19 protein-coding genes are annotated in these 24,064 nt (G+C 51.5%); 5 read left to right on the top strand and 14 right to left on the bottom strand.

The window, feature by feature from the left end; all coding sequences use genetic code 11:
- Positions 1–12 precede the first annotated feature (12 nt).
- Complete coding sequence (locus MKX50_RS04530; RefSeq protein ID WP_213594115.1) at positions 13–1,152, top strand: toxic anion resistance protein; 1,140 nt, start codon at positions 13–15, stop codon at positions 1,150–1,152.
- Between the two features lie 146 nt (positions 1,153–1,298).
- Here the strand turns inward: MKX50_RS04530 and MKX50_RS04525 are convergent, their stop codons facing one another.
- Positions 1,299–2,054, bottom strand: a complete 756-nt coding sequence (locus tag MKX50_RS04525; protein WP_213594112.1) for a DUF1266 domain-containing protein — start codon at positions 2,052–2,054, stop codon at positions 1,299–1,301.
- 174 nt (positions 2,055–2,228) lie between these two features.
- Positions 2,229–2,987, bottom strand: coding sequence for an exodeoxyribonuclease III (locus tag MKX50_RS04520; protein WP_213594110.1), 759 nt, complete (start codon positions 2,985–2,987; stop codon positions 2,229–2,231).
- Positions 2,988–3,174: 187 nt separating this feature from the next.
- On the opposite strand from MKX50_RS04520, the gene MKX50_RS04515 reads away from it, so the two are divergent.
- Entirely contained in the window at positions 3,175–3,912 is a 738-nt protein-coding gene (locus MKX50_RS04515; protein ID WP_213594108.1) for a LuxR C-terminal-related transcriptional regulator, read from the top strand.
- A gap of 303 nt (positions 3,913–4,215) precedes the next feature.
- On the opposite strand, the gene MKX50_RS04510 is transcribed toward MKX50_RS04515, so the two are convergent.
- The 11 genes from MKX50_RS04510 to MKX50_RS04460 all read right to left on the bottom strand — a co-directional run bounded on the left by MKX50_RS04510 (position 4,216) and on the right by MKX50_RS04460 (position 20,642).
- Entirely contained in the window at positions 4,216–5,589 is a 1,374-nt protein-coding gene (locus MKX50_RS04510; protein ID WP_339158522.1) for an amino acid permease, read from the bottom strand.
- A gap of 151 nt (positions 5,590–5,740) precedes the next feature.
- The gene (locus MKX50_RS04505) at positions 5,741–7,189 is read right to left on the bottom strand and encodes an extracellular solute-binding protein (RefSeq protein ID WP_213594104.1); all 1,449 of its coding nucleotides are present in this window, start codon (positions 7,187–7,189) and stop codon (positions 5,741–5,743) included.
- Positions 7,190–7,304: 115 nt separating this feature from the next.
- On the bottom strand, positions 7,305–8,171 hold the full coding sequence (locus MKX50_RS04500; RefSeq protein ID WP_213594102.1) for a carbohydrate ABC transporter permease: 867 nt from the start codon (positions 8,169–8,171) through the stop codon (positions 7,305–7,307).
- A gap of 1 nt (position 8,172) precedes the next feature.
- A complete protein-coding gene (locus MKX50_RS04495) occupies positions 8,173–9,012 on the bottom strand; it encodes a sugar ABC transporter permease (protein WP_244996826.1) in 840 nt (279 codons plus the stop codon).
- 120 nt (positions 9,013–9,132) lie between these two features.
- The gene (locus MKX50_RS04490) at positions 9,133–10,467 is read right to left on the bottom strand and encodes a response regulator (RefSeq protein WP_213594098.1); all 1,335 of its coding nucleotides are present in this window, start codon (positions 10,465–10,467) and stop codon (positions 9,133–9,135) included.
- 420 nt (positions 10,468–10,887) lie between these two features.
- Positions 10,888–12,729 carry a histidine kinase gene (locus MKX50_RS04485; protein ID WP_339158521.1) on the bottom strand — a complete coding sequence of 614 codons (1,842 nt, stop codon included), beginning with the start codon at positions 12,727–12,729 and terminating at the stop codon, positions 10,888–10,890.
- An 899-nt stretch (positions 12,730–13,628) separates the two neighbouring features.
- The gene (gene pgmB / locus MKX50_RS04480; RefSeq protein ID WP_339158520.1) at positions 13,629–14,261 is read right to left on the bottom strand and encodes a beta-phosphoglucomutase; all 633 of its coding nucleotides are present in this window, start codon (positions 14,259–14,261) and stop codon (positions 13,629–13,631) included.
- Between the two features lie 55 nt (positions 14,262–14,316).
- Complete coding sequence (locus MKX50_RS04475; protein ID WP_339158519.1) at positions 14,317–16,713, bottom strand: glycosyl hydrolase family 65 protein; 2,397 nt, start codon at positions 16,711–16,713, stop codon at positions 14,317–14,319.
- Positions 16,710–19,037: a glycosyl hydrolase family 65 protein gene (locus MKX50_RS04470; protein ID WP_339158518.1), complete on the bottom strand. Its 2,328-nt coding sequence runs from the start codon at positions 19,035–19,037 to the stop codon at positions 16,710–16,712. Before MKX50_RS04470 ends, MKX50_RS04475 begins: the two co-directional genes overlap by 4 nt.
- 146 nt (positions 19,038–19,183) lie before the next feature.
- Complete coding sequence (locus tag MKX50_RS04465) at positions 19,184–19,810, bottom strand: LysE family transporter (protein WP_213594090.1); 627 nt, start codon at positions 19,808–19,810, stop codon at positions 19,184–19,186.
- An 85-nt stretch (positions 19,811–19,895) separates the two neighbouring features.
- Positions 19,896–20,642, bottom strand: a complete 747-nt coding sequence (locus tag MKX50_RS04460) for a YqcI/YcgG family protein (protein WP_339158517.1) — start codon at positions 20,640–20,642, stop codon at positions 19,896–19,898.
- Between the two features lie 159 nt (positions 20,643–20,801).
- Between MKX50_RS04460 and MKX50_RS04455 the strand changes: the two genes are divergently transcribed.
- Positions 20,802–21,248, top strand: coding sequence for an OsmC family protein (locus MKX50_RS04455; RefSeq protein ID WP_155609942.1), 447 nt, complete (start codon positions 20,802–20,804; stop codon positions 21,246–21,248).
- Positions 21,249–21,370: 122 nt separating this feature from the next.
- Positions 21,371–21,934 (top strand): HXXEE domain-containing protein, encoded by a 564-nt coding sequence (locus MKX50_RS04450; protein ID WP_213594088.1) that lies wholly within the window; start codon positions 21,371–21,373, stop codon positions 21,932–21,934.
- Positions 21,935–21,994: 60 nt separating this feature from the next.
- Here the strand turns inward: MKX50_RS04450 and MKX50_RS04445 are convergent, their stop codons facing one another.
- Positions 21,995–23,143: a hypothetical protein gene (locus MKX50_RS04445; RefSeq protein ID WP_339158515.1), complete on the bottom strand. Its 1,149-nt coding sequence runs from the start codon at positions 23,141–23,143 to the stop codon at positions 21,995–21,997.
- Positions 23,144–23,347: 204 nt separating this feature from the next.
- Here MKX50_RS04445 and MKX50_RS04440 point away from each other — a divergent pair, with 204 nt between their 5' ends.
- On the top strand, positions 23,348–24,061 hold the full coding sequence (locus tag MKX50_RS04440) for a polyphosphate polymerase domain-containing protein (protein ID WP_339158514.1): 714 nt from the start codon (positions 23,348–23,350) through the stop codon (positions 24,059–24,061).
- The last annotated feature ends 3 nt before the right edge of the window (positions 24,062–24,064 follow it).

The following is a 24,064-nucleotide window of genomic DNA, read 5'->3' as shown; positions in this document are numbered from 1 at the left end:
AGGAGGAATGACATGTCATTTTCGATGGAAGTTATCAATCCGGAAGAGATCAAGTCTGCTATTGAGGAGCAGGTAAAGCCCGATAATGAGGAAGTCTCGCAGCTCAAAGAGCTGGCCTTGAACAATGTCTCGGCGATTTTGGATTTAGATATCGAGTCGCTGGAGAAACGGAAAGCAATATTACAATCGATTGACAGCTTCGGCATGAGCACCATGAGGGTATCCTCGGAGAAAAACGCCCTGCTGCATGTCTCTGTCGGAAACTTATCAAAAACGGGCGATGACGGCGGCCAGGTTGCCAGAGGCTTGACGGAGCTGCATATCCAATTAAAAGATTTAGACCCGAGTTTGATCGACTTTACTAAGACCGGCATCCTGGGCAAATTCTTTAATCCGCTGCGGCATTATTTTGCCAAATTCGAAAAAGCCGACGCCGTCATTTCCGGTATCATCAGCTCGCTCGATAAAGGCAAATCCGTGCTGAAGAACGATAATACGACACTAGAGTTTGAACAGCAGGCACTCCGAGAACTTACGAAAAAGCTGCAAAAGGAAATCCAATTAGGCATGCTGATGGACGAAGAAATCGAATCCCAGCTTGGTGCGGCAAAGCTTCGGCAGGAATCCGAAGACAAAATCAGATTCATCACCGAAGAAGTGCTATTTCCTTTGCGCCAGCGCGTGATGGATCTGCAGCAAATGCTGGTCGTCAATCAGCAGGGAATCATGGCCATTGAAGTCGTCATGCGAAATAATAAAGAGTTGATTAGAGGAGTCGACAGAGCCAGAAACGTTACGGTTTCCGCCCTGAAAATATCGGTTACTGTAGCAAGCGCACTTTATAATCAAAAAATTGTCCTGAAAAAGATTGAACTCCTCAATCAAACGACGAACAACTTAATCAGCAGCACCTCCAGAATGCTGAAAGATCAAGGTGCGGCCATTCAAAAGCAGGCTCTTGAAACGAGCATTTCGGTAGATACGCTGAAACAAGCGTTTACTGACGTGCTGTCCGCCTTGGATTCCATTAGCACTTATAAGCAGAATGCGCTCCCTAAAATGCGGGAAACCATTAATCAGTTCAGAGAACTTGCCGAAAGCAGCGAGGAGCAAATTCAACGTTTGGAGAAGGGGCATAAATTAGGCTTGTAATATAAAGTGATTGGCGCAGATATAAAATAGCGCATGCTATACGCATGCGCTATTTTGCATTATTGCATCATCAACATAATCTCAAGGAAGGTATACCCGCCCTAAATATCCGTAAATGATTCAATATGTATGTAGACTCCATCTTATTATGAGGCCCGCTTAATGCTGAACTCATGCCAAATTGAATCTTTTTCCTCCAGCAGCTCTTTGCCATTCCAGAGAATATCGTAAATATCGCCTTCGTAAGCAATAGCCCGACCCAATGAGAATGAAATGAAATAGTCTTTCCAGGTATCAAAGATAAGGCTTGCAGCATCAGCCGCTCTCCCGATATACCCCCAGGCCTGTTCTTCCGTTATGTATCCGACGATGAAGCTCCACCTTGCAATGTTTACAGCCCGGTCATAGTCCCAGGCAGCAATCGTATCCAACCGGGTAAAATCGGATTCCGCAAAAGATAGCTTCTTAATCAACTCACTTTTGGCAGACTCGTAGCACTCCTGTGATTTGCCCACTTCCTCTGCGGTAAAGCTCTGCCCGGCATGAAGCGCCGCCAGCAGTTCATCGTAATCGGCACGATGTCCTTCTGTCAAAAGCCACTCGAGGGTTTCAACAGCTTCCTCTGAATTGCTAATGTCCCAGGCAGACGCAAGCCCTTGTCTCAATGTGTCCAACCCGGTCTTCACCGGCAGAATTCTTGGCGACTCAGAACGGTATAGAGCAAGATTAGCTCCGTAGGCCAACAAATGCTGCTTCTCGTTAGGCAAACGGTGGGACTGTTCCATTTCAAGCCGCAGTTTCTTATTCTGCTTATCGAGCCGCTTGCTTGCTACAAGCAAACCTGCGATAAGCAGTACTACAATTGCTACAATAACGCCTACAACAATCCATAAAATCTTCAAAACGTCACTTTCCTCTCTCCTTAATCCAATTCCAACTCCAATACGTGGAAATTGTCTTGTAGCTTTATCGGCATGTTAAGCTATAAATTTTAGGAATATAACAAAAAGCCGAGAAAGCTCCGACCTCAGTCGGCAACTTGTCTCAGCCAGTAAAACTATGCCCAAAGTTAGTTTTTAAATATCCGCCAGCTCCAATACCACGGGGCAATGATCGCTACCCATCACATGGCAATCGATCTGCGCACCCGCCAGGCTTTCGCCGAGCTTGGCCGAAGCCAGGAAATAATCGATTCTCCAGCCGATATTGCGCTCCCGGACCTTCGGCATGTAAGACCACCAGCTGTAGACATCCGTCCGGTCTGGATAAAAATAGCGGAACGTATCGATAAACCCGGCCTCCAGCAGCTGCGTCATTTTCTCCCGTTCCTCCAGCGTGAAGCCGGAATTCCCCATATTTGACTTGGCGTTCTTAATATCAATCTCGCGGTGCGCCACGTTCATATCTCCTGTGGCAATAACCGGTTTATGGCGATCCAGCTCCACCAAATAGTGCCGGAACCGCTCCTCCCACTCCAGCCTGTAAGGCAGCCTGGATAAGTCCCGCTTCGCATTCGGCGTGTATACATTCACTAAATAGAAGGATTCGAACTCCAGCGTAATGATCCGCCCTTCCGGCTCTGAATCCTCCTCGATGCCGTATCGCACGGACAACGGCTTTATTCTAGTAAATACGGCCGTACCCGAATAACCCTTCTTCTCCGCGTAGTTCCAGTACTGTTCATATTCCTCGCCCAGTTCGAGATCAATTTGCCCCGCCTGAAGCTTCGTTTCCTGCACGCAAAATATATCGGCATCCGCTGCCCGGAAATAATCATAAAACCCTTTGTTGACACATGCTCTCAGCCCGTTGACATTCCATGACACCAGTTTCATTTCTTCCGTCTCCCTTTGCCCATTTCATGGCCAAATCTATTATAATAATCTATGATAAGTTCTCTTTTATTTTGAAGGGTGCGCTCAAATTTTACAATGTTTATTCAAATTTTACACATGTTTACCCGATAAATAGGTAGAGAACTATATTTTTTTGCATGATAGGCAGTAAAGGGGGTCACACATCATGTCCGAAAAAAAAGTTGCATCTCAGCAGCCGTCCTCAAAATCAGCCGCCGTCTTTACATCGAAATCGCATTTTGAACAAATTCTGCAGAGCAACAAACCACTCATATCTATATTTCAGGATTGCATCGCCCACATAAAAGAGCATATATCAGGCACCTATCTGTTTTTATTAACCGACGCAGAAGGTGTGCTGATCGCCATGGACTACTGCAAGACGCTGGAGGAGGTCGTTCGCCAATCCGAGATCCGGGTAGGCATGTATTTTACGGAGGAGAGCTGCGGGGTTAACGCTATTTCGGAAGCTATGGCCAAGCAAGGACCGATCTATTTGCCACCTGAAGAGCATGAAAGTCCTTTTTTCAAGACCTGGCACTGTTTCTCAACACCGTTGACCCTTGGATCGAAAACGATAGGCTACCTAGACGTCTCGACCATTAACGCGAATATGAAAAGCGAGCTGATCGCCATCGCCAAGCTGATCCCTGGCAACATGCTGAGCAGGATGCAGAGCCTGCCCGAGCCTCCGCCCGTGGAAGAACGCCCGGTACAGCTTACCGAGCGCCAGCTTCATGTGCTTAGGCTCATCTCCCAGGGACAGACGGTAAAGTCGATTGCCATCAAGTTGAACATCAAAGAATGTACTGTGAATCATCATAAAAAAATCATCTTCGAGAAGCTTGGTGTTCAATCCAGTACGGAAGCAGTTTCGATCGCCAGTCGGATGTCCTATTTATAGACAATTTTTACAATTCTTTAGACCTATACTTTCTTATAGGTGAACTATGTCATAGACTATGTTAAAGTTTTTAACAGATACCTGAACAAAGCAATACCCTAATTCTCGACAAAACATAGTCCTGATCCCCTCGCGATGGGATTATGATGCACCGGAACGGCCAGATGAGCGGTAAATCGGGTTCACTGCTCATCCTGTCAGACCAGCCTGCATCTTTACGGACGCATACCCAAAAGAGGAGACAGCCATTGAAGCTGCCTCCTCTTTTGCCTTCTCATTCCCGTAACCGACTGCGAGATTGAACTAGGTCAGCTCGCCCTTGGGTCTGGTTCTCCGCACCCTGCCTCTGCGTCTCGCCTTTATCCTGTCCCAGACTCGCCTCATCAGCAGCGTGATCCCGCCGATTAGCGCAACCAGCCCCAGACTGATCCACAGCCCCGGCCGGCTCTTGTCATGAAACATCGTACCGCTTACCGCCAGCAGAATGATACCCGTACTGCCCCAGCGCTTGACCTGCTCCCATCCGCCAAGCTCCAGCAGGCTGCCTGCCGTGAAGAGAATAAAAATCCAGTTGTACATCAGCATAAGCCCGGCAGCGGTTGTTACGTATTCGTACATCTTCTCTGGCAGAAGCAGGGCCAGCAAGATGGAGCCGCCCAGAGCAACTGCCGTAACCCCGATTGCGTAATAAGGGGTTTTCTTCTGCCCGCGGCTTACCTTGGCGAACAGCGGAGGAGCGTCCTTGTTTTTGGCCAGCGTCACCAGAATCGTAATGACGGCGAACAGCGATGCAACCATCGTGGAAAACCCGGCAATAATGAAAATTCCATTAAAAAAATGGGGCACAAAACTTAAGCCGTACCCTTTCAGTGCTATGACAAACGGACTTTCCTTTGCCCCCATCGTTTTCCAGGGCACCAGGCTTAAAGCCGCCACCAGCGAAGCGATGTACAGGATGGCTAATGTTCCGATCATCCAGCGCCCTGCCTTTGGAGCTTCCTCCGGGTTCTTTAACCGGATCGCCAGCATCCCCATGACCTCGATGCCGCCGAACGCATAAAACGCATAAATAAGGCTGGACCATCCGCCGATCGCTCCTGTCGGAAAGAGAGGCACCGGCCAGCTTGGCGCATGCTTGCCTCCGCCGAGCCAGCCCAAAAGCGCGGAGCCTGCCAAGCCAAGGAAAGCAATGATTGCTGCTAGCTTGACCACCGCAAACAAATGCTCCGCCCGTTCAAAGCCTTTTGTCCCCAAAATGATAATAAATAAACCAAGCACCGCATATACCGAGGCGAATACCCACATCGGGACTCCCGGGAACCATAGCCGGGTGAACAGAGACAAGGCTGCCATTTGGCTTCCCATAATGAGAATCTCCGAAGAGAAATACACCCAGCCGCTGCTGAATCCAGCCCAGCGTCCAAAGGCATTGCGCGCATATACGCAAAATGAGCCTTCCTGGGGATCTTTTGAGGACATTTTGGCGAGTACGTCAAATACGACAAATGTTCCGGCCGCAGCCAGAATAAATGCCGGAATGATTGCCGGGCCGCCGATTTGGATCCCTACGCCCGTCCCGAGAAAATAACCCGTCCCAATCGTGCAAGCGACGCCCATCAAGGATAACTGCCACCATTTCAGCAGTTTATCCTTTGTATCTTTGCTTGTTTCGTTCAACGCACCGGACTCCCTTATCCATATATTTGCACACAGTTATGGTTTATTGTGCTGACAAAGGAGCGTTAATATTCAGGCAGCCGCCTGACGCAGCGGCGGCATGCCAAGAAAGCGGCTCCGCAATAACGGAGCCGCCTTAAACAGACATATGCTATTTTTGCTCGATTTTATCGAAATAGTTCTCTTGCACAAACTTCGCGGCGGCATCAAGCTGCTTCTTGGAATCCGTCCCTTTCTTCGAGAAGGATTCCTGCACGACATTGGACATTGTCGCATAATAGTCTTGCGTGCCAAACTGCGCTTCGGGTTTACCTTCCAGCAGATTGAACAGCTCTGGATCATACTTGTACACGTTGTCGTATTTTTCGTAAATCGCCTTCACCTTGGCCGCATACTCGGAATCGTCGCTGAAATACTCCAGCGGCGTCGGAACAAAATACTTGCCCTCCGCTTTGCGGGCCTGGATCGTATCCTCCACGGACTTCAGCGCTTCATCAGTAAAGTAGTCGAACGTGATGTAACGGAAGGCCATCTCCTGTTCATCTTTCGTCGCATTTGGATTAATGACGAGATAATTGCCGCCCAGAATTCCGTAATGCTTGCCGCCCTTCTCCGCGGCAGGCATCGGATACGCCACGACGTCCTCCGGCTTCATGCCGCCCTCGTTTAATGCCGCCTGCAGCACGTCGAACGCCCCGGCAATAACCATGGCCGTACGGCCTTGCTGGAAGGAGCTGACCGCATCGCCCCAGCCCAGCGCCCAATCCTGCGGAATGGCGTTTGCTTCCCATCTCAGCTTCTTGTAGAAGTCCAGCGCCTTCACACCGGCCTCAGAATTGAACATCGCCTTGACCTTGCCGTCCTCCACCGTCTCGATGTCCCCGCCGGCTTCAAACAGGAAATTTGTCCAGTTCCAGCCGGCCTCATTCCCTTTACCCATCGGCGCAATGCCGGAAATGCCTTTCTTCGGATCGGCAGCCGCCTTGGCTACGTCGTACATATCGTCCCAGGTCCAGTCCAGAGCAGGGAGCGTAATGCCTCTATCCTCCACCAGCTTCTTGTTCACAACCGTTGACGTTATATAACCGTTCTGCGTAACGCCGTAAACTTTACCGTCGACGTTAAACTGGCTTTGTAATACCTCATTCATCTGATCCTTGTATTCCCAGTTGTTCCACAGCTCTGTAATATCGGCGACCCAGCCGCGCTCCACGAGGAAGTTCGCTTCGGTAGCCCAAGTGTTGTAGAATGTCGGGGCCTCGTTGGCAGCCATTTTCACGCCGATTTCATTCACGTCATAGGCCCAGTCGTCTTTAATGATCGTCACGTTCGGGTATTTGGCCTGAAACCGGGCAATTTTATCGTCCTCCTGCTGTCTGAGCGTCGTTTCGTCCGGCAGCGGATAATGGACTTTAATCGTAATTTTCCGCGAGGTGATGTCGTCGGCCGGCTCTTCGGCCTGCCCGGTATTACTGCTGCCGCCCCCATTGCCGGCAGACCCTCCCTCTTCCTTGACCTTCGTACTGCCGCCGCCGCTGCATGCCGCAAGCAGCGTTCCGAACAGCAGAAGGCATACCAGTACTGCTGAGAACTTGCGCATCGATACTCCCCTTTTCCTATTTGTTGTTGGTTGCATCTTTATCATAGAAGACGACCGGTCCAGAACACGATGTCCATTCATATGGCGATCATGTGCAGGGCTACGGAATCGCACACTACCCTTTAACCCCCGACAGGCTGACACTCCGCATAATAAACTTCTGAAAGACAAGGAAGACGAAGATCGGCGGAACCATGACCATAAATAAAATATTGAATTTGATGCTGCTATCCAGCGATCTCGCGTTAATCACGTATTTATAGATCGCGGTAGCTAATGTGTATTTGTCCTCCGTATGCATGACCAGCGAGGGCCAGAACCAGTCGTTCCAGGCCGTGGAGAAAATAAAGATCGCCAGCGTAGCAAAGATCGGTATGGACAGCGGCAGCGCGATCCGTGCAAAGCTGGTCAGCTCCGAGGCGCCGTCGATCCGCGCCGCTTCGAAAATTTCCGGGTGAATGCCGTCGAAGAAATTTTTAATGAGCAGAAAATAGTACGCGCTAGCCCCGGCCGGAAGCCAGAATGCCCAATATGTATTCAACAGCCCGAGCTCCTTCAGATTCACGAAATTCGGAATCATGTAGCTGGCCGCCGGAATGAACAGCGTCATCAGGATGAAGAAATAGATCGCCCGGCTGTACGGCACGCGAATGCGCGAAATGCTAAAGGCCGCGAGCCCCAGCACCAGGACGGTCATCACCAGGTTGCCGCCAAAGATCAGCAGCGTGTTTTTCAAAAACACAGGTAGCTTGATGTAGCTCCAGCCCTTCGCGAAATTCTCCCAGTGCCATTCCGTTGGAAAAAAACGCGGAGGAAACGTATTGATCTCCTGATTCGTCTTCAGCCCGTTGAACATCGTCATCGCGATCGGATACAGCATCGTGAACGCCATGACCGCTATGCACAGCACCATCAGAATGTATACGGCCTTATTGAACGGCTTCCTTAAATCGGCTGCCGATAGAATCCCTCTCTCTTCCATCCTAATAATCCTCCCTGTTCAGCTTGTATTGCATGATGCCGAGCACGCTCAGCACCAGGAACATCAGCACGCCCAGCGCGGTTCCCGCCCCGTAATCAAGCTGCGTGAAGGCGTATTTCACTGTAAGCAGCGCATAGGTCAGCGTCGCCTTGTTCGGCCCGCCGTCCAGCATGGCCAGCTGCGATTGATAGGCCTGGGAGGTGCCGATGAGCTGCAAAATCAGCATCAATACGATCAAATTCCGCATCGAGGGCAGCGTAATGTATTTTATCCGGCTCCAGACGCCGGCCCCATCGATTTCCGCCGCTTCGTACCAGTCCTTTGGAATACTCAGCACCCCAGCCAAATAAATCAGCATCGCCGATCCGAACTGCTGCCAGGTCTCCATGACGACCAGCGACACCATGGACCAGCTGCCATCGGAAATAAACGAAATCGGCTCCGCTCCAAACCAGCCCAGCAGCGCATTGATCGGACCGACCGGATCATACATCCATCTCCACATCCCATACAGCACGACACCAGGCACGACGAATGGCAAATAAGCAGCGATCCGCGCAAACCCTTGGAAGAACCGGAGCTCGGATATGGCGATCGAGGCGGCAATCGGCACCCAGAAGCCAATCACCAAAGTTAACAACATGAAATAAAGTGTGTTGCGAACCGATAGGAGCACATCGGGATTGTTGAATATTTTGATATAGTTGTCGAAGCCGACAAAGGTGTTCCCTTTCACGAAATCGATATTATAGAAGCTGTACACGATGCCTTTTCCGATCGGCACCCACAAAAAAACGATAAATACCGCTATCGCCGGGACGAGAAACAAATACCCCCACATATATTTTTTCACGCGACTCCCTCACTCCTCTGTAGTGTCTAGCTATTGGAACCTTTCTTATATCTTAAAAAAACGAGGGAGCGCCGAACATGTGCAAAACTATGCGAACTATAGCCGATCTTACTTCTTCAGCTCGCTTGGGCTGACACCGTAGTATTTTTTGAAGATTTTACTGAAATGCTCCGGCGATTCGTAGCCAACGCGTTCTGCGATTTCGTAGCGGCGGAGGTCGGTATTCAGAAGGAGGGATTTGCTCTCCTCCATGCGCAGCTTGATCACGTATTCCCACAAATTGTGGCCGGTGTTCTTTTTGAATAGATAGCTGAGATAATTGGGACTGACATGGTTTTTCTTAGCGACTTCATGGATGGTCAGCCCTTTCTGATGGTAGTTCGCTTCAATGTAGAGTCTGGCGCTTTCAACGATCCGGTTGCTTTGCGTCGTCAGTTCCTCGGCAGAGGGGTCTTGCGCGTAGTTATGCCAATTAAAATCGCCGTAATAGAACACATGATAATCCCCATGTCCGGCGCCCCACTGTATCGCTTTATCGGCCTGCTGCCCGAGTACGGACAGGAACTCCGCTCCCTTCAGAATTTGGCTGACACCTACCATAGCGGCCACGCCCAAATATTTGTGAACATGATGGTGCAGGCTGCGGCCAATCATCTCGAGCTGATTGATTTTGTTGACGTCCAGTTCGGCGTATTCCCGCTCGTTCCATTGGAGCACCAGACAGATTTCCCGTTCTGCGGTGAAGCAGGACAGCGCATTCCATTCCTGGTAGAGCAGCTCCTTGGCCACATTTAGAGCCGCATATTCGAGCAGTTGGTGATCCCGGGCAGTATAAGCGTCATGATCTTTGACTGGCAAATCCAGCTTCATTTTCATCACGGCAAAATAAGGCCCCCGCAGCCCCAGCTCGCCTTGCTGCACCACGGCCTGATCCCCAGCGATGCCGGCCGCAGCAGGGACAGGGGCAGCCAGCAATCGCTTCAGTCCTTCGCACTGCTCGGGCTCAAGCTCCTCCATTTGAAAATGCTCCGCCTCCGGTGCCAAAAAGTTATAAATCAGCGGGTCCGGCTTATCCATTTTGAGCAGGGCGTTCCGCACCGCGTCGAGAAATTGCCCGCTGTTCAGCGGCTTGATCAGATAATCCTTCGCCCCCAGCCGAAGCGCCATCTGCGCATATTGAAACGTTTCATGGGCTGAAATAATGATCGTCTGCACCCAGGGCTTGATCAGTTTGGCCTGCTGCATCAGCTCGATGCCGTTCATTTCTCCCATTTGGATGTCCGTGACGAGCAGATCAATCTCTTCCATGCGAATGCAATCAAGCGCCTCCTGGCCGCTGTATGCGGTATGCACCAAGCCCAAATCTAGCCCGGATTCCTGCAGAAACCCCGCCAAGCCTTTGCAAATCAACGGTTCATCGTCAACGAGCAAAATGTTGTACATATGCACTCCCCCCTGCCTGTGATGTTCCTTGTTACGCTTGCCTGCCATTTTGCTGTTACATTTGCTTGTTGCGTCTGGTTGTTGTGTCTGTTGGTGGTGTCTGTTGGTGGTGTCTGTTGGTGGTGTCTGTTGGTGGTGTCTGTTGGTGGTGTCTGGTTGTTGCGTTTGATTGATGCGTTGTTGCGTTTGCTTGTTGTGTCTTGTTGTTACGTCTGTTGATGGTGTCTGTTGGCTATGTCTGTTGGTACTCTTGCTTACTACTTTGCTTACTACTTTGCTTGCTACCTTTGCTTGCTACCTTTTTGATTACTTCCGCTTATTGGCGTTGCTTGTTCCATTGCATGTCATGTCGTTGTTGCGGTTTGCTTATTGGCGGCTGCTTGTTACATTGCATGTCATGCCGTTGTTACGGTTTGCTTGTTACTTCTGCTTACCATCTTGGCCCAATTCCTGCTGCTCCCGGTCTTGGAGTGACTTCGGAAGATGCAGCGTCACCCTGGTGCCGCCTCCCGGGCGTCCGGCATAGCTCAATCCGAAAGACGCTCCGAAGTGCAGCTTGATGCGCTGATTAATATTGCCGATCCCATAACCAAACGACGGGTCAGGGTTCTCTTTATGCAGCTGACGATTGATCCTATCATAGTCGACAGACTTATAGCCGTTATCCTCAATGCGAATGAACAGGTGCTCCTCGTCTCCGGAGGCGCTGATCCATATTTCGCCGTCTTCTCCCATATGCCTCACCCCGTGGATGATTGCGTTCTCGATAAGCGGCTGCAGCGTAATTTTGGGAATGGCTAACGGAAGCAGCTCCGCCGGAATATCGATGCCAACGTGAAACTGATATTCGTACCGGTGCTGCTGCAGCTTGATATAGGCCGAGGCATGCTCCAACTCTTCCTCCAGTGTAATCAACTCCCTGCCCCGGCTCAGGCTGATCTTCATCAGCTTGGATAGCTCCTTGATCATTTCGGCAGAGGCCGTATTGCCCTCTAGCGTGCTTTTCCAATAAATGCTCTCTAGCGTGTTGTACAGCAAATGCGGATTGATCTGCTGATACAGCAGCTGCAGCTGGCTTTCCTTCTGCTTCAAGTCCATCGCATATTTGTAATGCACTAGCGAATTTAGACGCCGCGCCATGTCGTATATCGTATAAATCAGCACGCTGATCTCGTCGTTCCTCTTCATCCTCGGCGTTTCCGGGACAACGTTCCCGGGTTCGTATCTTCTTACGAAATACACCAGCCGCTGCAGCGGCGTCATTAGTGAACGCCAGAAATACAGCAAAATAAACAGGCCAACCGCGAAATAAACGATCGAAATCAGCTGGATCACCTGTTTGATCTCGTTCTGCTGCTGGAGCAGTGCCTGCAAGGGGACCTTGTATACGAGCTTCTGCTGAAGAACGTAATTATAATTAATGACATAAATAAACTTGTCGGTAATGACATTCGTCACCCCGATCATCGCCTCGCCGGAATCAGCCTCCGCAGGCAAGCTCAGCACGGCCTCGTGCCCAGGTGTGCTGGCCGCCAATATTCGGTTCTCCCCATCGGTAAAAAAGAGTTCCCCCTCCGGCAGCGATACCGTCCGCAGTGATTCGCCGATCCGGGCATCCAAGTTCGTCACCACCAGGACGCCGATCGTTCCATTTGTGTAAATACTGTTTATGGCCCGGATATAGGCCAGTGTTTTTTGGCTGCTCTGCCCCCTTGTGGGCGGAGACAAATGCTCCACAAGCCGCAAATATCCGCGCCCCTTCTTCCCGATTGCCTCATCGAACCATTCCGGCTTCTCTCCGTCGTCAAAAAAATATACACCTGATTTGCGAGGCCCCGGGTAGAAGGGGGCGAAGCTGTATGTATTATCAGGGTCGTAAACGTACAGCGAATAATACAGCGGTTCGCGTTCGTCACTGTCCTGGGAGTAGGAGGCCAGAACTTTCTCCAGATTTTCGTAGTTTTTTACCCGTTCCAGCACCGTCTCCTCCCTTGAAACCGGATTCAATTTCTGCAGCAGCGCATTCTGGAATACGGTCGAGCTTACCTTGTTGATCGCTTCGATATCCCGGCTGATCAGCTTGAAATTTTGCTTGTTCAGCTCGATGTAGGCGTTCGTCACATGCTGCTTCAAAATTTGCCCGGCCCGGTAGTTGCCATAAGCGTTCAGGACAAAAAACGGAATGATTGCGACCAGAAACAGCAAAATAAGCTGCCGCTTCACATTCATTCTGTAGAGCGGACTTTTTAGTCTTATTTTCACCTGCCATGCACCCCCGGCATCTCAACTATATCAATTGCGAAAACGGGCAAGTATGCGCATTTCTATGCACATCATGGGCATTTCTTCGATTCTGCTACCCGGTCCACGTCATAACACACGGCCGATTCGGTCAGTTCAAGTTTGATCGCGGAAATACTGCAATAATGCAGAGTTTCTCCGAGTATCTCCTCACAGTTGGCCTGAATGATGCAAAAATGCAAAATGATCACCTGCCTTCTTTCAAATTAGCCTTACACTGGAACAATTCCTGCACATTCCTCACGCCCTCTAATAAAAGTGGAGTCTTACCCTCCAATAAACTTAACTGCTAGATGGTCAGGATCAGATACTAAATGTATTTCATGCAGTTAGTTCATCGGTTTTGGCCGTGTTAGGGGGAACTAACTGCAAAACCTACATTTAGTTTTAGGCTATTCCGGCGAATGAGCTCCATTCAGGCAAACTAACTGCATGTATTACATTTAGCGCATGGATTTTTGATAAAAGAGCTTGAACTAGATGTATAAAATACATTTAGCTTGTTTACAGACGATAGCCCTTATTTGAGAATAGTCGCACGGGGAGCGCACCTTGCAGCACTTCCCCCGAGCGCATCATTCAGCCCCCACCCGGGCGCTCCCTGCAGCACTACACCCGCACGGGGAGCTAGCCGCTGCCTACCATCGGGTGCACGTGGAACGCTACCCGCAGCGGAGCATCCAGCTCCGATGAGCACTATTTTGCGGCGGAGCCCCCGGGCCCCGGGGAGCGCCAGCTTTTAGCACAGCCCTATCTGGTTGTCCTCTCCTCTTCCTCTTTTTCATGATCACGCAAAAAAACAATCCTGCCAAAAAAGCAGGATCGCTACAACGAATAGAATATAGTTTCGCTTGGTCTGATTAAATTAGTTCATATAGTCCAGCGATCACGCGATCTGCCTGGTGCAAAATATCGGGGCTGCCGATTCCTACCACCTTGCAGCCAGCCGCCTTTCCCGCCTGAACGCCTGCAGCGGCATCCTCAAATACAACACATTCGGACGGCCTAAGCCCCAGCGCTTCGCTGGCTGCTAGAAACACCTCAGGATCAGGCTTCGCCTGCGACACTTTCGTCCCGTCGATCACGGCGTCGAACAACTCAGAGATACCGAGCCGCGACAATATAAAAGCTGCATTTTGGCTAGCTGAGCCTAATGCAATTGTAACGCCTCTTCCCCTCAGCAATTCCAGGTATTCCCTCGCACCCGGCAATATTTCGGAGGGATTGAGCTTGGAGATGGAGCTCACGTACTCCCTGTTTTTCATCTCTGCCATCTCCAGCCGATCCACCTCCCCGGCCTCTATGCCTCCGATCTCAAGCAGTATGCGCAGCGACTCCATGCGGCTAACTCCTTTAAGCCGTTCATTGTCTTCTTCCGTAAAATCGAATCCGAGCCGCTTGGCCAGCGCTCGCCAGGCTAAGTAATGATATTTCGCCGTATCTACGATCACGCCGTCCAGATCGAATATCGCGCCTTTCATCGTGTTCAGCACCGTGCTTCTCTCCTTTAAAATTCTACTCTGTATGCTCTCAGCATTTCATAGTTGATCAGCTCAGGGAAGTGGATTCACACGTGAAGCTGACCGTCTCTCCTGGCCCGGCAAATCCGATTTGCTCCCCCCATTGAAATTGCAGGCCGCGAACGTTATCCGCATGCGCCTGGACGGTCACCTTCGATGGAGCAACTTGAACCCGGAAAGATTGATTCCGCAGGCACAGCGGAAATTCCACCCCCTGCCATTCTCCCGGCAGGGACGGTTTGAACCGCACTGTTCCGCCGTCAAAGCGCAGTCCCGCAAAGCCAAGCACCGCTGCCATCCAAGCTCCCCCATTTGCCGCCGGATGCGTGCCTCCAATATACAAATCCCCAACGTACTGCTTCGAGTCCCCTGTCAAATCGATCGTAGCCGTCCGCATAAAATAAGGGTAGGCCCAGTCGGGAATGCCGATATCTGCGGCAACCAGGGCATAAATGCAGGAGCTCAGGCTCGAGCCGTGTTCGGTACGGGGCTCGTAATATTCCCAGTTAGCTCGCTTCGTGTCCCTGTCATAGCCCTCACTGAACAGGTGCAGCAGAAGCACTACGTCAGCCTGCTTCAAAATTTGCGTCGTCGTAGCCAGACCATTTCCCCCGCCTAGATACTCTTGCGGATTCAGCATTCTTGATTGCAGTTCGGCAAGAGGCAAATCCTCCAGCATGTAATATCTGTCGAACTGCTCAATGAGACGGCTGTCTGCAGCCGGATGTGGAACATACAGGCGATCGTGCATTTCCCGCAGCTGCTCAGGCTTGACCGTACTGCCTGACAACAATGCTTCGTATTGCCAGGGCTGCTTCTCCTGCAAATAAGCCATTGCCTCCAGCGCGATAGACAGGCACTTTTTGACCATAGCATTGGTAAAGGCGTTGTTGTGTACCCGTTCATGATATTCGTCAGGACCGGTGACATCGAGAATTTCATAGCGCTGTCTCCCCGGGTTGAAATACGCGTAAGAATAGTAGAATCGCGCACATTCCCAGGCAACCTCGGCTCCCCCCTCGAGCAGAAGGCTGCCGTCTCCGGTAAACAGATAGTACTGCCATATGCCGTAAGCGACATCCGCGCTGATGTGAACCTGCTTGTCACGGAAGTAAGTCCGCATCGGGCGGCCGGTGAACACGTCATTGATATTGAACAGCGTGCAGGCATCGTCTCCCGTCTCCTGGCTTTCCCAGGCATAAAACGCGCCTTCGTAGCCGTACTCGGCCGCTTTTCGCCGTGCCCCGTCCAGCGTATGCACCCGGTACATCAACAGGTTGCGCGCGATCTCCGGCTGTGTATGCAGGTAGAACGGCAGCATGAACATCTCCGTATCCCAGAACACCGCTCCTTTATACACCTGACCCGACAAGCCGCGGGCCGGGATGGACAATTTCTCGGAATGTCCCGGCGAGATAATATGCAGCTGGTACAGACTGTATCGCAAGGCAGCCTGGGCCTCCCCGTCGCCATGAATGACCACGTCCGAGCGCTCCCATTTCCGCTCCCAGCTCTCGGCATGCTCCTTCAGCAGAGCCTCGTATCCGAGTGCAGCGGCCTCCCGGCTGTATTTCAGCGCAGCTTCCCCCGCATCGCCCCCCTCATCCAAACCCGTAAATACGGCCGTGAATTTATGGAACGTGTAAGTTTCCCCCGCCTTACAGCGCAGCCGGATTTCACGGAAGACGAAGTCTGCTCCCACCTTCGTTTCCGTCTTCCACGGCAACGGCAACTCATTCATCTCAGCCGGCATCTCCCCAGCCGCTCCAACCGCTGCTTCAATTGCCCTCCACCCCCCCGCTATTGTTTCTCCAGCACTGGCCCATGCCCAGGCCTCCGCTACGGCGACCGGCACCTGCAGTTCTTGCGTCCGCCCGGTGAGCAGCAGGCTGCCTTCTGCATCCGCACCCGCCAGCCCGGCCAAATGAGGGCCATTGATATCCCATACATCTCCATCTATGCCCGTACGGATCAACAGCTCGCAATCCTCGCTGCACTGCACGGAGACTCGGCCCGCGAGCAGATGCAGACGCTTCGCGCTGCAGAACCGCTCCATACTCACCGTAACCCGGCCACCGTCTGCCGAGCCTGGCATGCGGTACACCGTCCGGCGGCGATGCAACGCATGGAGCATATCCAGCTCCTGGATATGCTCCAGCGGCTCTCCCTCGCTGGCCAACAAGCCGAGAAGCTCCCCCCTGCAGTAAATCTGGGTGAACATGCCGTTCGGAGCGTTGACCGGCTCTCTCCACTGATCTCCTGCCCGGTCATAGAGGCCAGCGAGCGTCACTGCCGTCAGCTCGGCCCGGCCAAATTCCTCCAGCGTGCCCCGGTAGCCCATATAACCGTTGCCAATCATGAATTTATTCCCGTTCGCCGTTATCCGCCGCCGATCAAAACCGTTTTCCTGTACAATCCAGCTCATCCCGGCTCCCCCGCCTTGGCCTGTTCCAACCCGACCTTTACCCCAGCGGCTGCAACGAGATAATCTCTGCCGTAAATTAGGATCTCTACGTCAGGGCCATCGGCAACGCGCAAAATCGCATGCTCCTGATTGACTTCGACCATCAGTCTGGTTCCCTGGTAGAACACCTGGAAGCTGTACCGTTCCCAGTGATCCGGAATGCTCGGGTGGAACACCAGCTTTTCCCCGTCGGAGCGCATGCCCCCGAAGCCATACACGATGTTCATCCAGGCTGCAGCAATCGAAGTCGTATGCAGCCCTTCCCGCGTATTGCGGTTGTAATTGTCCAGATCAAGCCGTGTCGCGAACTCGAAGAACTTATAAGCCTCCTCCGGCCGGCCGATCTCAGCGGCGAGGATGGAATGGATCGACGGCGACAGGGAGGACTCGTGAATGCATCTCGGCTCATAGTAATCGTAGTTGGCGCGCTTGGCCGCGCGAGTGAATTCGCTGCTGTACAGGAACATGAACATCAGCACGTCCGGCTGCTTGATCATATCGTAGCGATACAGCCGGTCATACGACCAATGCGCGTATAACGGGAATTCCGCCACCGGAATCGAATGAATATCCAGATGCGGCATATCGAAAAACCCATCATGCTCCTCATAAATTCCCGTCTCTTGATCTTGGGGAATTTTCATACGATCGGCCTTTTCCCGCCAATCCGCCTGTTCATCTTCCGTCAAAGCCAGGCGCTCCGCCAGCGCAGCAAATGTGCCGAAATCGGCCTCGCGCATTGCACCGATCACTTCCAGCGTGTATTCGAACAGTTTTTTAGCCATCCAGTTAATATAGCAATTGTTGTTCACCATCAGTTGGAACTCGTCGGGCCCCATCACGCCGAAATAGCCGAACTCGCCCGTCTTTTGCCCGTATTGCCCGCGCGCGGCATAGAACCGGCAAATCTGAATGAGCATTTCTGCGCCTTTTTCATATAAAAAGCTTGTATCTCCCGTAATGCTCACATAATGCCGAATCCCATAAGCCACCGCCGTGCCGACGTGAAGCTGCAGGTTGGAATGCTGCCACAAATCACAGCTCTCCGTTCCATCGATCGTCGCGATCGGATAGAACGCCCCCTCGCAGTCAAGCTCTTTCGCTCTTTCCACGGCATGGGGCAGAGACCTGTAGCGGAATTCCAGCAAGCTGCGGGCCGCCTTTGGATTGTTAAATATATAGAAAGGCAGGCAATACGACTCCGTATCCCAGAAGGCAAGCCCGCGATAGGCTTCGCCTGTCAGGCCCTTCGCCCCGATGTTAAAGCCCGGATTATCGCCATGGTACGTTTGGTACAGCTGAAAAATACAAAACCGGATACCCTGCTGATTCTCCGGATCGCCGTCAATGACAATGTCGGATGTTTTCCATACTTGTGTCCAATACTCCCGCTGCTGCGCAGCCGCGGCATCATAGTCGAGATCCGCGCAGCGCAGGGCCAGCTCCAGCCCGTCGTTCCATATTTCCTCGTCCGAGCGGCTTACGTCTTTTTCCGCCAGATTTACTGTCAGCTTGTCCATAACCGTCCTTTGGCCTTGTTTCAAGCTAAGCAGCAGCTCCCGGCCGATAAAGCGCCCATCGCAATCCGTTGCTCCCGTTGCCGCCGCGTCCTCCACCACATCGGTCGCCTCCAGCCGAAACCCGGAGAACAGTCGGTTCTTCGTCTGTACCGTCCGGCCAAGCATGGCGGTATTTCCATTCTGTTCCCCTCGCCGCACCGCCTCCCAGTACATGCGCCCCTGATCTTCGTGCAGCACGGCAAAGTCCAGGCCCGCAATGACCCGGATCGTGCCGGAGAAATTCAGCGGCTCAAAGGTAATGCGCTGACACCCCAGGTTCGATATGCGCATGCTGACAAAACGTTCGAACGTCAATTTAAGCCTTTTGCCGTTAGTCAAATGCCATACCAATTCACGTTTATATATTCCGCTCCTGAAATCGAGCTCGCGCCGAAAGTCCGAGAATGCGCTCACCGCCATGTCAAAGGTCTCTCCGTCCGCCATAATCCGCGTATAGAGCCAATCCACCGCGTTGACCATGAAGCGCAGCGACTGGATGATCCCCTTGTAATGCGCCCCCACTTTGCTTTCTTCGAACAGCCCGTTAAAGTAACTCCCAAGCAGTGTGTCCCCGCGGTACCCTTCTTCCGGATACCCCCTGACCCCCATATATTCGTTGCCTAGTGAAAAAATCGATTCCGACACCCGGTTCCGCCCCGCATCAAAACCTTCCTCCACGACCTTCCACGGATCTACCGCCAAATATTTGTCCGCGATCTTTGGCATGCTTTCCCCACTCCTTTGTACTAAATCTGTACGCGCTGCGACCGATGCCGGGCCTTGCCCTGTATCGGCGTGCATATCCAGATTAGCCAAAGAACCGAATACGCCAAATGTCCAGCTCTAAGAAGCTTATGTGCGTTTTTACGATGTTAACCGAACAGTTCAAGACAGGCCTGCCAGCCGAAATAAAAGCCAAAGACAATGAGCGACAGCCCGGAGAGCACGGAAATGCCCGTTAAGAGACGCGGAGTCAGCAGCCGGCGAAACCCGCTGGACATGGCCGCCATGGTCAAATCCCAAATCACCAGGCCCATTACGACTGCAGAGGTATAAAGGACGAGCTCCTTCGTGCCGTAGGTTTGAGCCGCCTTCGCCAAGATTGAGCCGTAAATCCCCAGCCAGAACATGATCGACAAAGGATTGGAAATCGACAGGAAGAAGCCTGCGCCAAAGGATTTATATAAGGACTCCTGCCTGGCGTTCCGATATTCCGCTATCTCTCTCGCTCCCCTCAGCCCCTCCCAGCCGCTGTACAGGAGTACGAAGCTGCCGAACAGCCAAAGAAAGGTTTTTACGAAAGGAACCTGCAGGAAGTGAACCGTACCGAAATAAACAAGGCCGATAAATATAAAATCGGCGCACAAAGATCCGAGTCCCAGCACCCAGGAATTCCAAAAACCGCCGCGAATCCCCCGGTCCATTTGTGCGGCATTGATGGGACCGATCGGCGCGGCCAGCGACAGTCCCAGCAAAATATAACTTACAAACAAGCTCATGCCTCATCCTCTCCTCCCATGGCGCAAATCGTCGCCCGAACTTGTACCATTTTATTCAGGGAGGAAGGTTTGTACGACTACCAGATCAAGTTTTGTTGGAGCGAAAATCGGAAAAAGGGCAGCGTGAAGCTGATGGAGCCGAATCATCCCCGAGAAAATACTGCTTCCACTCAAAATTATTTTCGTTTCCATAGCTGTTCAAATCGGGATGAATGCCGACTGCATCGTATCCCGTAATCCGCTCCCTGATTTTATGCTTGATATGGGCTGCAGCTTCGGCAGACGCGTTAAATTCCACCAGCACCCAGCGGGGCGTGATCGCCATGATAAAATAAGGAAAATGCCGGCTTTGCCGCAGACGATGGGCCGGAGTGGCGCAGTACACAAAATATTGCTCTTGGCCGAAGCAGTATTCCCAGAGCGGATCATAGGGATCTCCAGGGATATGCTCTGGCCAGTCCCGGTTATCCAGCTCCCTCGCTTTGAGCAGCAGCCTCCAGAAGATTTCCCTGTATTCCTCCACGCTGCATCTCTGCACCAGCTCCTGCGGCGTCTCGAAAAAGAGTATCAGCGATGTGTATTTCCCGCAGCTTCGCGATTCGTCACCGAAGCTCCCCAACAGTCCGGCCAGCTCTGCCGCAGCCTCGTCCGTGCGGGGATCGCTGGCGAATCCGTACCTGAATTGCCCCCGTTTAAAGCCTATCGTTGCCGGAATGCAAGGAAATAAATATTCCGTATCGGCCAGCTTCAACGCAAACTGCCGATAAGCATCGTATTTCCAGCCGTCTTCTTTAAGCGACAGCCCGTTCATAAGAGCTTGATCGTAAAGCATAATTCCCCATCCTCCTTCGTAGTACACAGTATTGAAGGAGTCTGAGATGTGTGAATGTCCCGTCCGCATTACTTTTGTATTGACATTCGGGTAATCCAGGCATATAATTCAATAAAACCTAGCGGATAAGTATGATTTAAACAAAGGAGAGATGAAGCAATGGCTGCTGTACAAACCTTCAAAGCAACTGCACACCTGCAAAACGGCGTACAAGTCAAGACGGCTTCCCGCCAATTCGAACTGATCATCGATGAGCCCAAGAGCTTGGGAGGAACGGATACCGGAATGAATCCGGTCGAAGCGCTGCTGGCCTCGCTCGGCGCGTGCCAGGCAATAGTCGCCCGGGTATATGCCCCGAAATTCAATGTTGAGCTCGAGGATTTCCGCGTGGAAGTAGAAGGCGATATCGATTTGGACGGCTTCTTCAATCGGTCGGACGTTCGTCCGGGGTACTCCGATATACGGTATACGTTCTATGTTAAAACCAGCTCCCCTCGTGAAAAAGTGGAAGAGTTCGTACATTTTCTGGAGAGTAAATGTCCAGTAGGCGATACGATCGCCAACCCGGTTAACCTGAAGCTTGATCGGATCGTCATCGAGAACTAGAACTGAAAGAGGTATGGCTTGTCACTACGGGCAAGCTGTGCCTCTTTTTTAGCTGGAATAGAGACATCCAATGGATTTCCCATCCATAAATATGATATTTTATCTCTAGGAGCGTGAGAATCATGTTAATAGACGCGTTGATCCAGCTAAATGAACACATTCATTTTCTAAGTCTGTTATGGCTGTTTCCTATCATTTTTGTGTTTCATGACTTCGAGGAAATTCTTACGATAGAGCGCTGGGTTACGCAGCATGGAGCGCGCGTTCAAAGCTCGCTGCCCCCGTTTGCCCGCAAGCTGTACCAGGCTTCGTTTCAATTGAACACCTTGAATTTTGCCAAGGACGTTCTGGCCGTATTCATCGTCCTTGTGACCGTTACGGTACTCGCTGTGTTTTACTCCTTCTATCTGCCCTTTATCGCCGCCCTGCATTTATTCTTTCTGCATGTGTTTACCCATGTCTTTCAATCCGTCTACTTCAGGTTGTATACCCCGGGCGTCTTGACCTCTATCGTACTTGTGCTTCCCTACTCGCTCTACGCTTACTACCGGTTGCTCACGGATAACATCGCAGGACCGGGTGATCTGTTATGGGGACTGATTCTTCTGCTCGTCGTCCTGCCGCCTGCGCTCCTCCTGCTGCTCCGAGGCCGCAAACGGTATGCCAACACACAGACCAAGCTTTAAGCATCCAGCCGATAAAAAAAGGGGGCCCCTGGTAACTTCATACCACAGGCCCCCCTATTGTCATTGTTCTTCCTTAATCTTCATTTTCAGCTGGATGACCGATATCGAGCCTTGATCGCTCTGTTCCGCTTTGACCAGCTCTCCATCGAATTTCTCCCCGTTAGCTCCATAAGCTTCTTTCGCCGCCTTCGGCATATCTTCATTCGGGATGACCTTCAAAACGATATAGAACGTATCCACTTTGCCCGGCTTCTTCATCTGCAGGCTGAACGAACCGTCCGGCATGACCTTGGCGCTCTCGCCGTACCCAATATGCCAGTGATCCGGAATGTCCACGTCGGCCTTTACCTCTACCCCTTCATGCAGATTGCTTGTAGCCTTAATCTGATAGCGGGTGCCGTCAAATGAAATCACCGGGGTAATCCACACGGCCGGGCTGCCGTAATCCTCCGGCTTCTCGCCAGGAATCTCCGTCTCCCACTCCTGGCCTGCCTTCTCCGGGTCTGCATTTACATGAATAAAGGCTACTGCCTTCTGGTATACCTGATCCGACTCTTCATACTGGTGAATATAAGGACCGTATAGCTTGCTGCCGTCCTTGCCGTAAGCCTCCATTTCGCCCGCTTGCTTCTCGGGTACGAAGCTGATCGTAATGTCCAGCATTCCTTCCTTGATATTCGGCTGCTTGATATCGAATTTAAAGGTGCCGTCACGTCCCACATCTGCTTCATCGTTATATCCCCACATATTGTAGCCGGCAGCGGTGAGGTCGGCTTTCATTTTTACGCCCGGCAGCAAATTCGTCGTACCCGAAATCACGAATCTCTCGTTTTCCAGCTTGGCTATGGCTTTAATCCATACGTTTGGATCGCCTTGGTCAGCCGGGGCATCCTCGGATTTCCCGCCCGTCTCGATTTCAAAATTCACATTGGAGCCTTTTTCGTCGTGTGCCGCTGCTTTGGATTCGGGCGCAGCATTGGACACATTGCCCTCATTCATCGCTGAAGCGGCCGGAACATGCTCCGCCTTCCCGGCGTCCCCTCCCTTTCCACAGCCGGCAACGGTCATGGCCAAAGCAGCGACAATCGAACCGATGAACAATATGTGCCATAGACCCTTATTTTCATTCCATTTCCGCGTGTGTGTCCTTCTCCTCTTCATCTGATTCCATGCCATCTTCGTCTTACGTCCCTTTCCCTGTTTGATCATAAATGACTATGTATAATATCCAAATTATTCATTACCCCAATTTAAAATATCGAAACATATTTTAACTTTCAGTTGACATTCAGTTTACATTAAGTGAGAAATCAGGAACGGCTGCTAGGATATATTTTGAGCTCACATAGCGGGTAAGAACCAGCTATGAACTCTATATAGCAATTCCCCAGGAAAAGAGGTGTACAAGCATTCATGAATAAGAAACTCAACTTTCGGCACGAATTCAAATTTTTAATTAACCGGCAGCAATATTTTCTTTTACGGCAGCGTTTGGCCAACCTGATGGATCATGATCGGCATACAGGCTCTAACGGGGAGTACCATATCCGCAGTCTCTACTTCGACGACATCGATAACACGGCTCTGCACGAGAAGCTGGGAGGAATCCGCCAGCGCTGCAAATACCGCATCCGCATCTACAATATGCAGGACGACGTGATCCATTTTGAGAAAAAAATCAAGCTGAACGATTACATTGCCAAGGTGAAAGAGCCAATCACCCGCGGTATGTACCATTCCATTCTTAACGGCGACTTCCAAGTCCTTCACGTACCGGAAAAGCCGCTACTAATGGAACTCTACCAGCAGATGAACCACCGGCTGCTCAGACCGAAGGTTATCGTAGATTACGTGCGCGAGCCGTTCGTATTTGCAAATGGCAACGTCCGGATTACGTTTGACAAGGATTTAAGAACTGGGCTGCATGCGGTCGATATTTTCGATCACCAATTGCAGTCAGTATCCGCGATCGACGATAGGCTCATTATTCTGGAAGTCAAATACGATGAGTTCATCCCCGAGACGATCCGGACCGCTCTACAGCTTGAAGGGCTTAGCCGCCAATCTGCATCGAAATACGTCATCTGCTGCAAATATCTTAAAGAAAACTCATGGGAGGATTATTAATCA

The sequence above is a fragment of the Paenibacillus sp. FSL W8-0186 genome, assembly GCF_037969765.1.
Lineage (GTDB): Bacteria > Bacillota > Bacilli > Paenibacillales > Paenibacillaceae > Fontibacillus > Fontibacillus woosongensis.
Note: the sequence above shows the minus strand (reverse complement) of the source record. Positions and strands in the feature narration are given on the sequence as shown.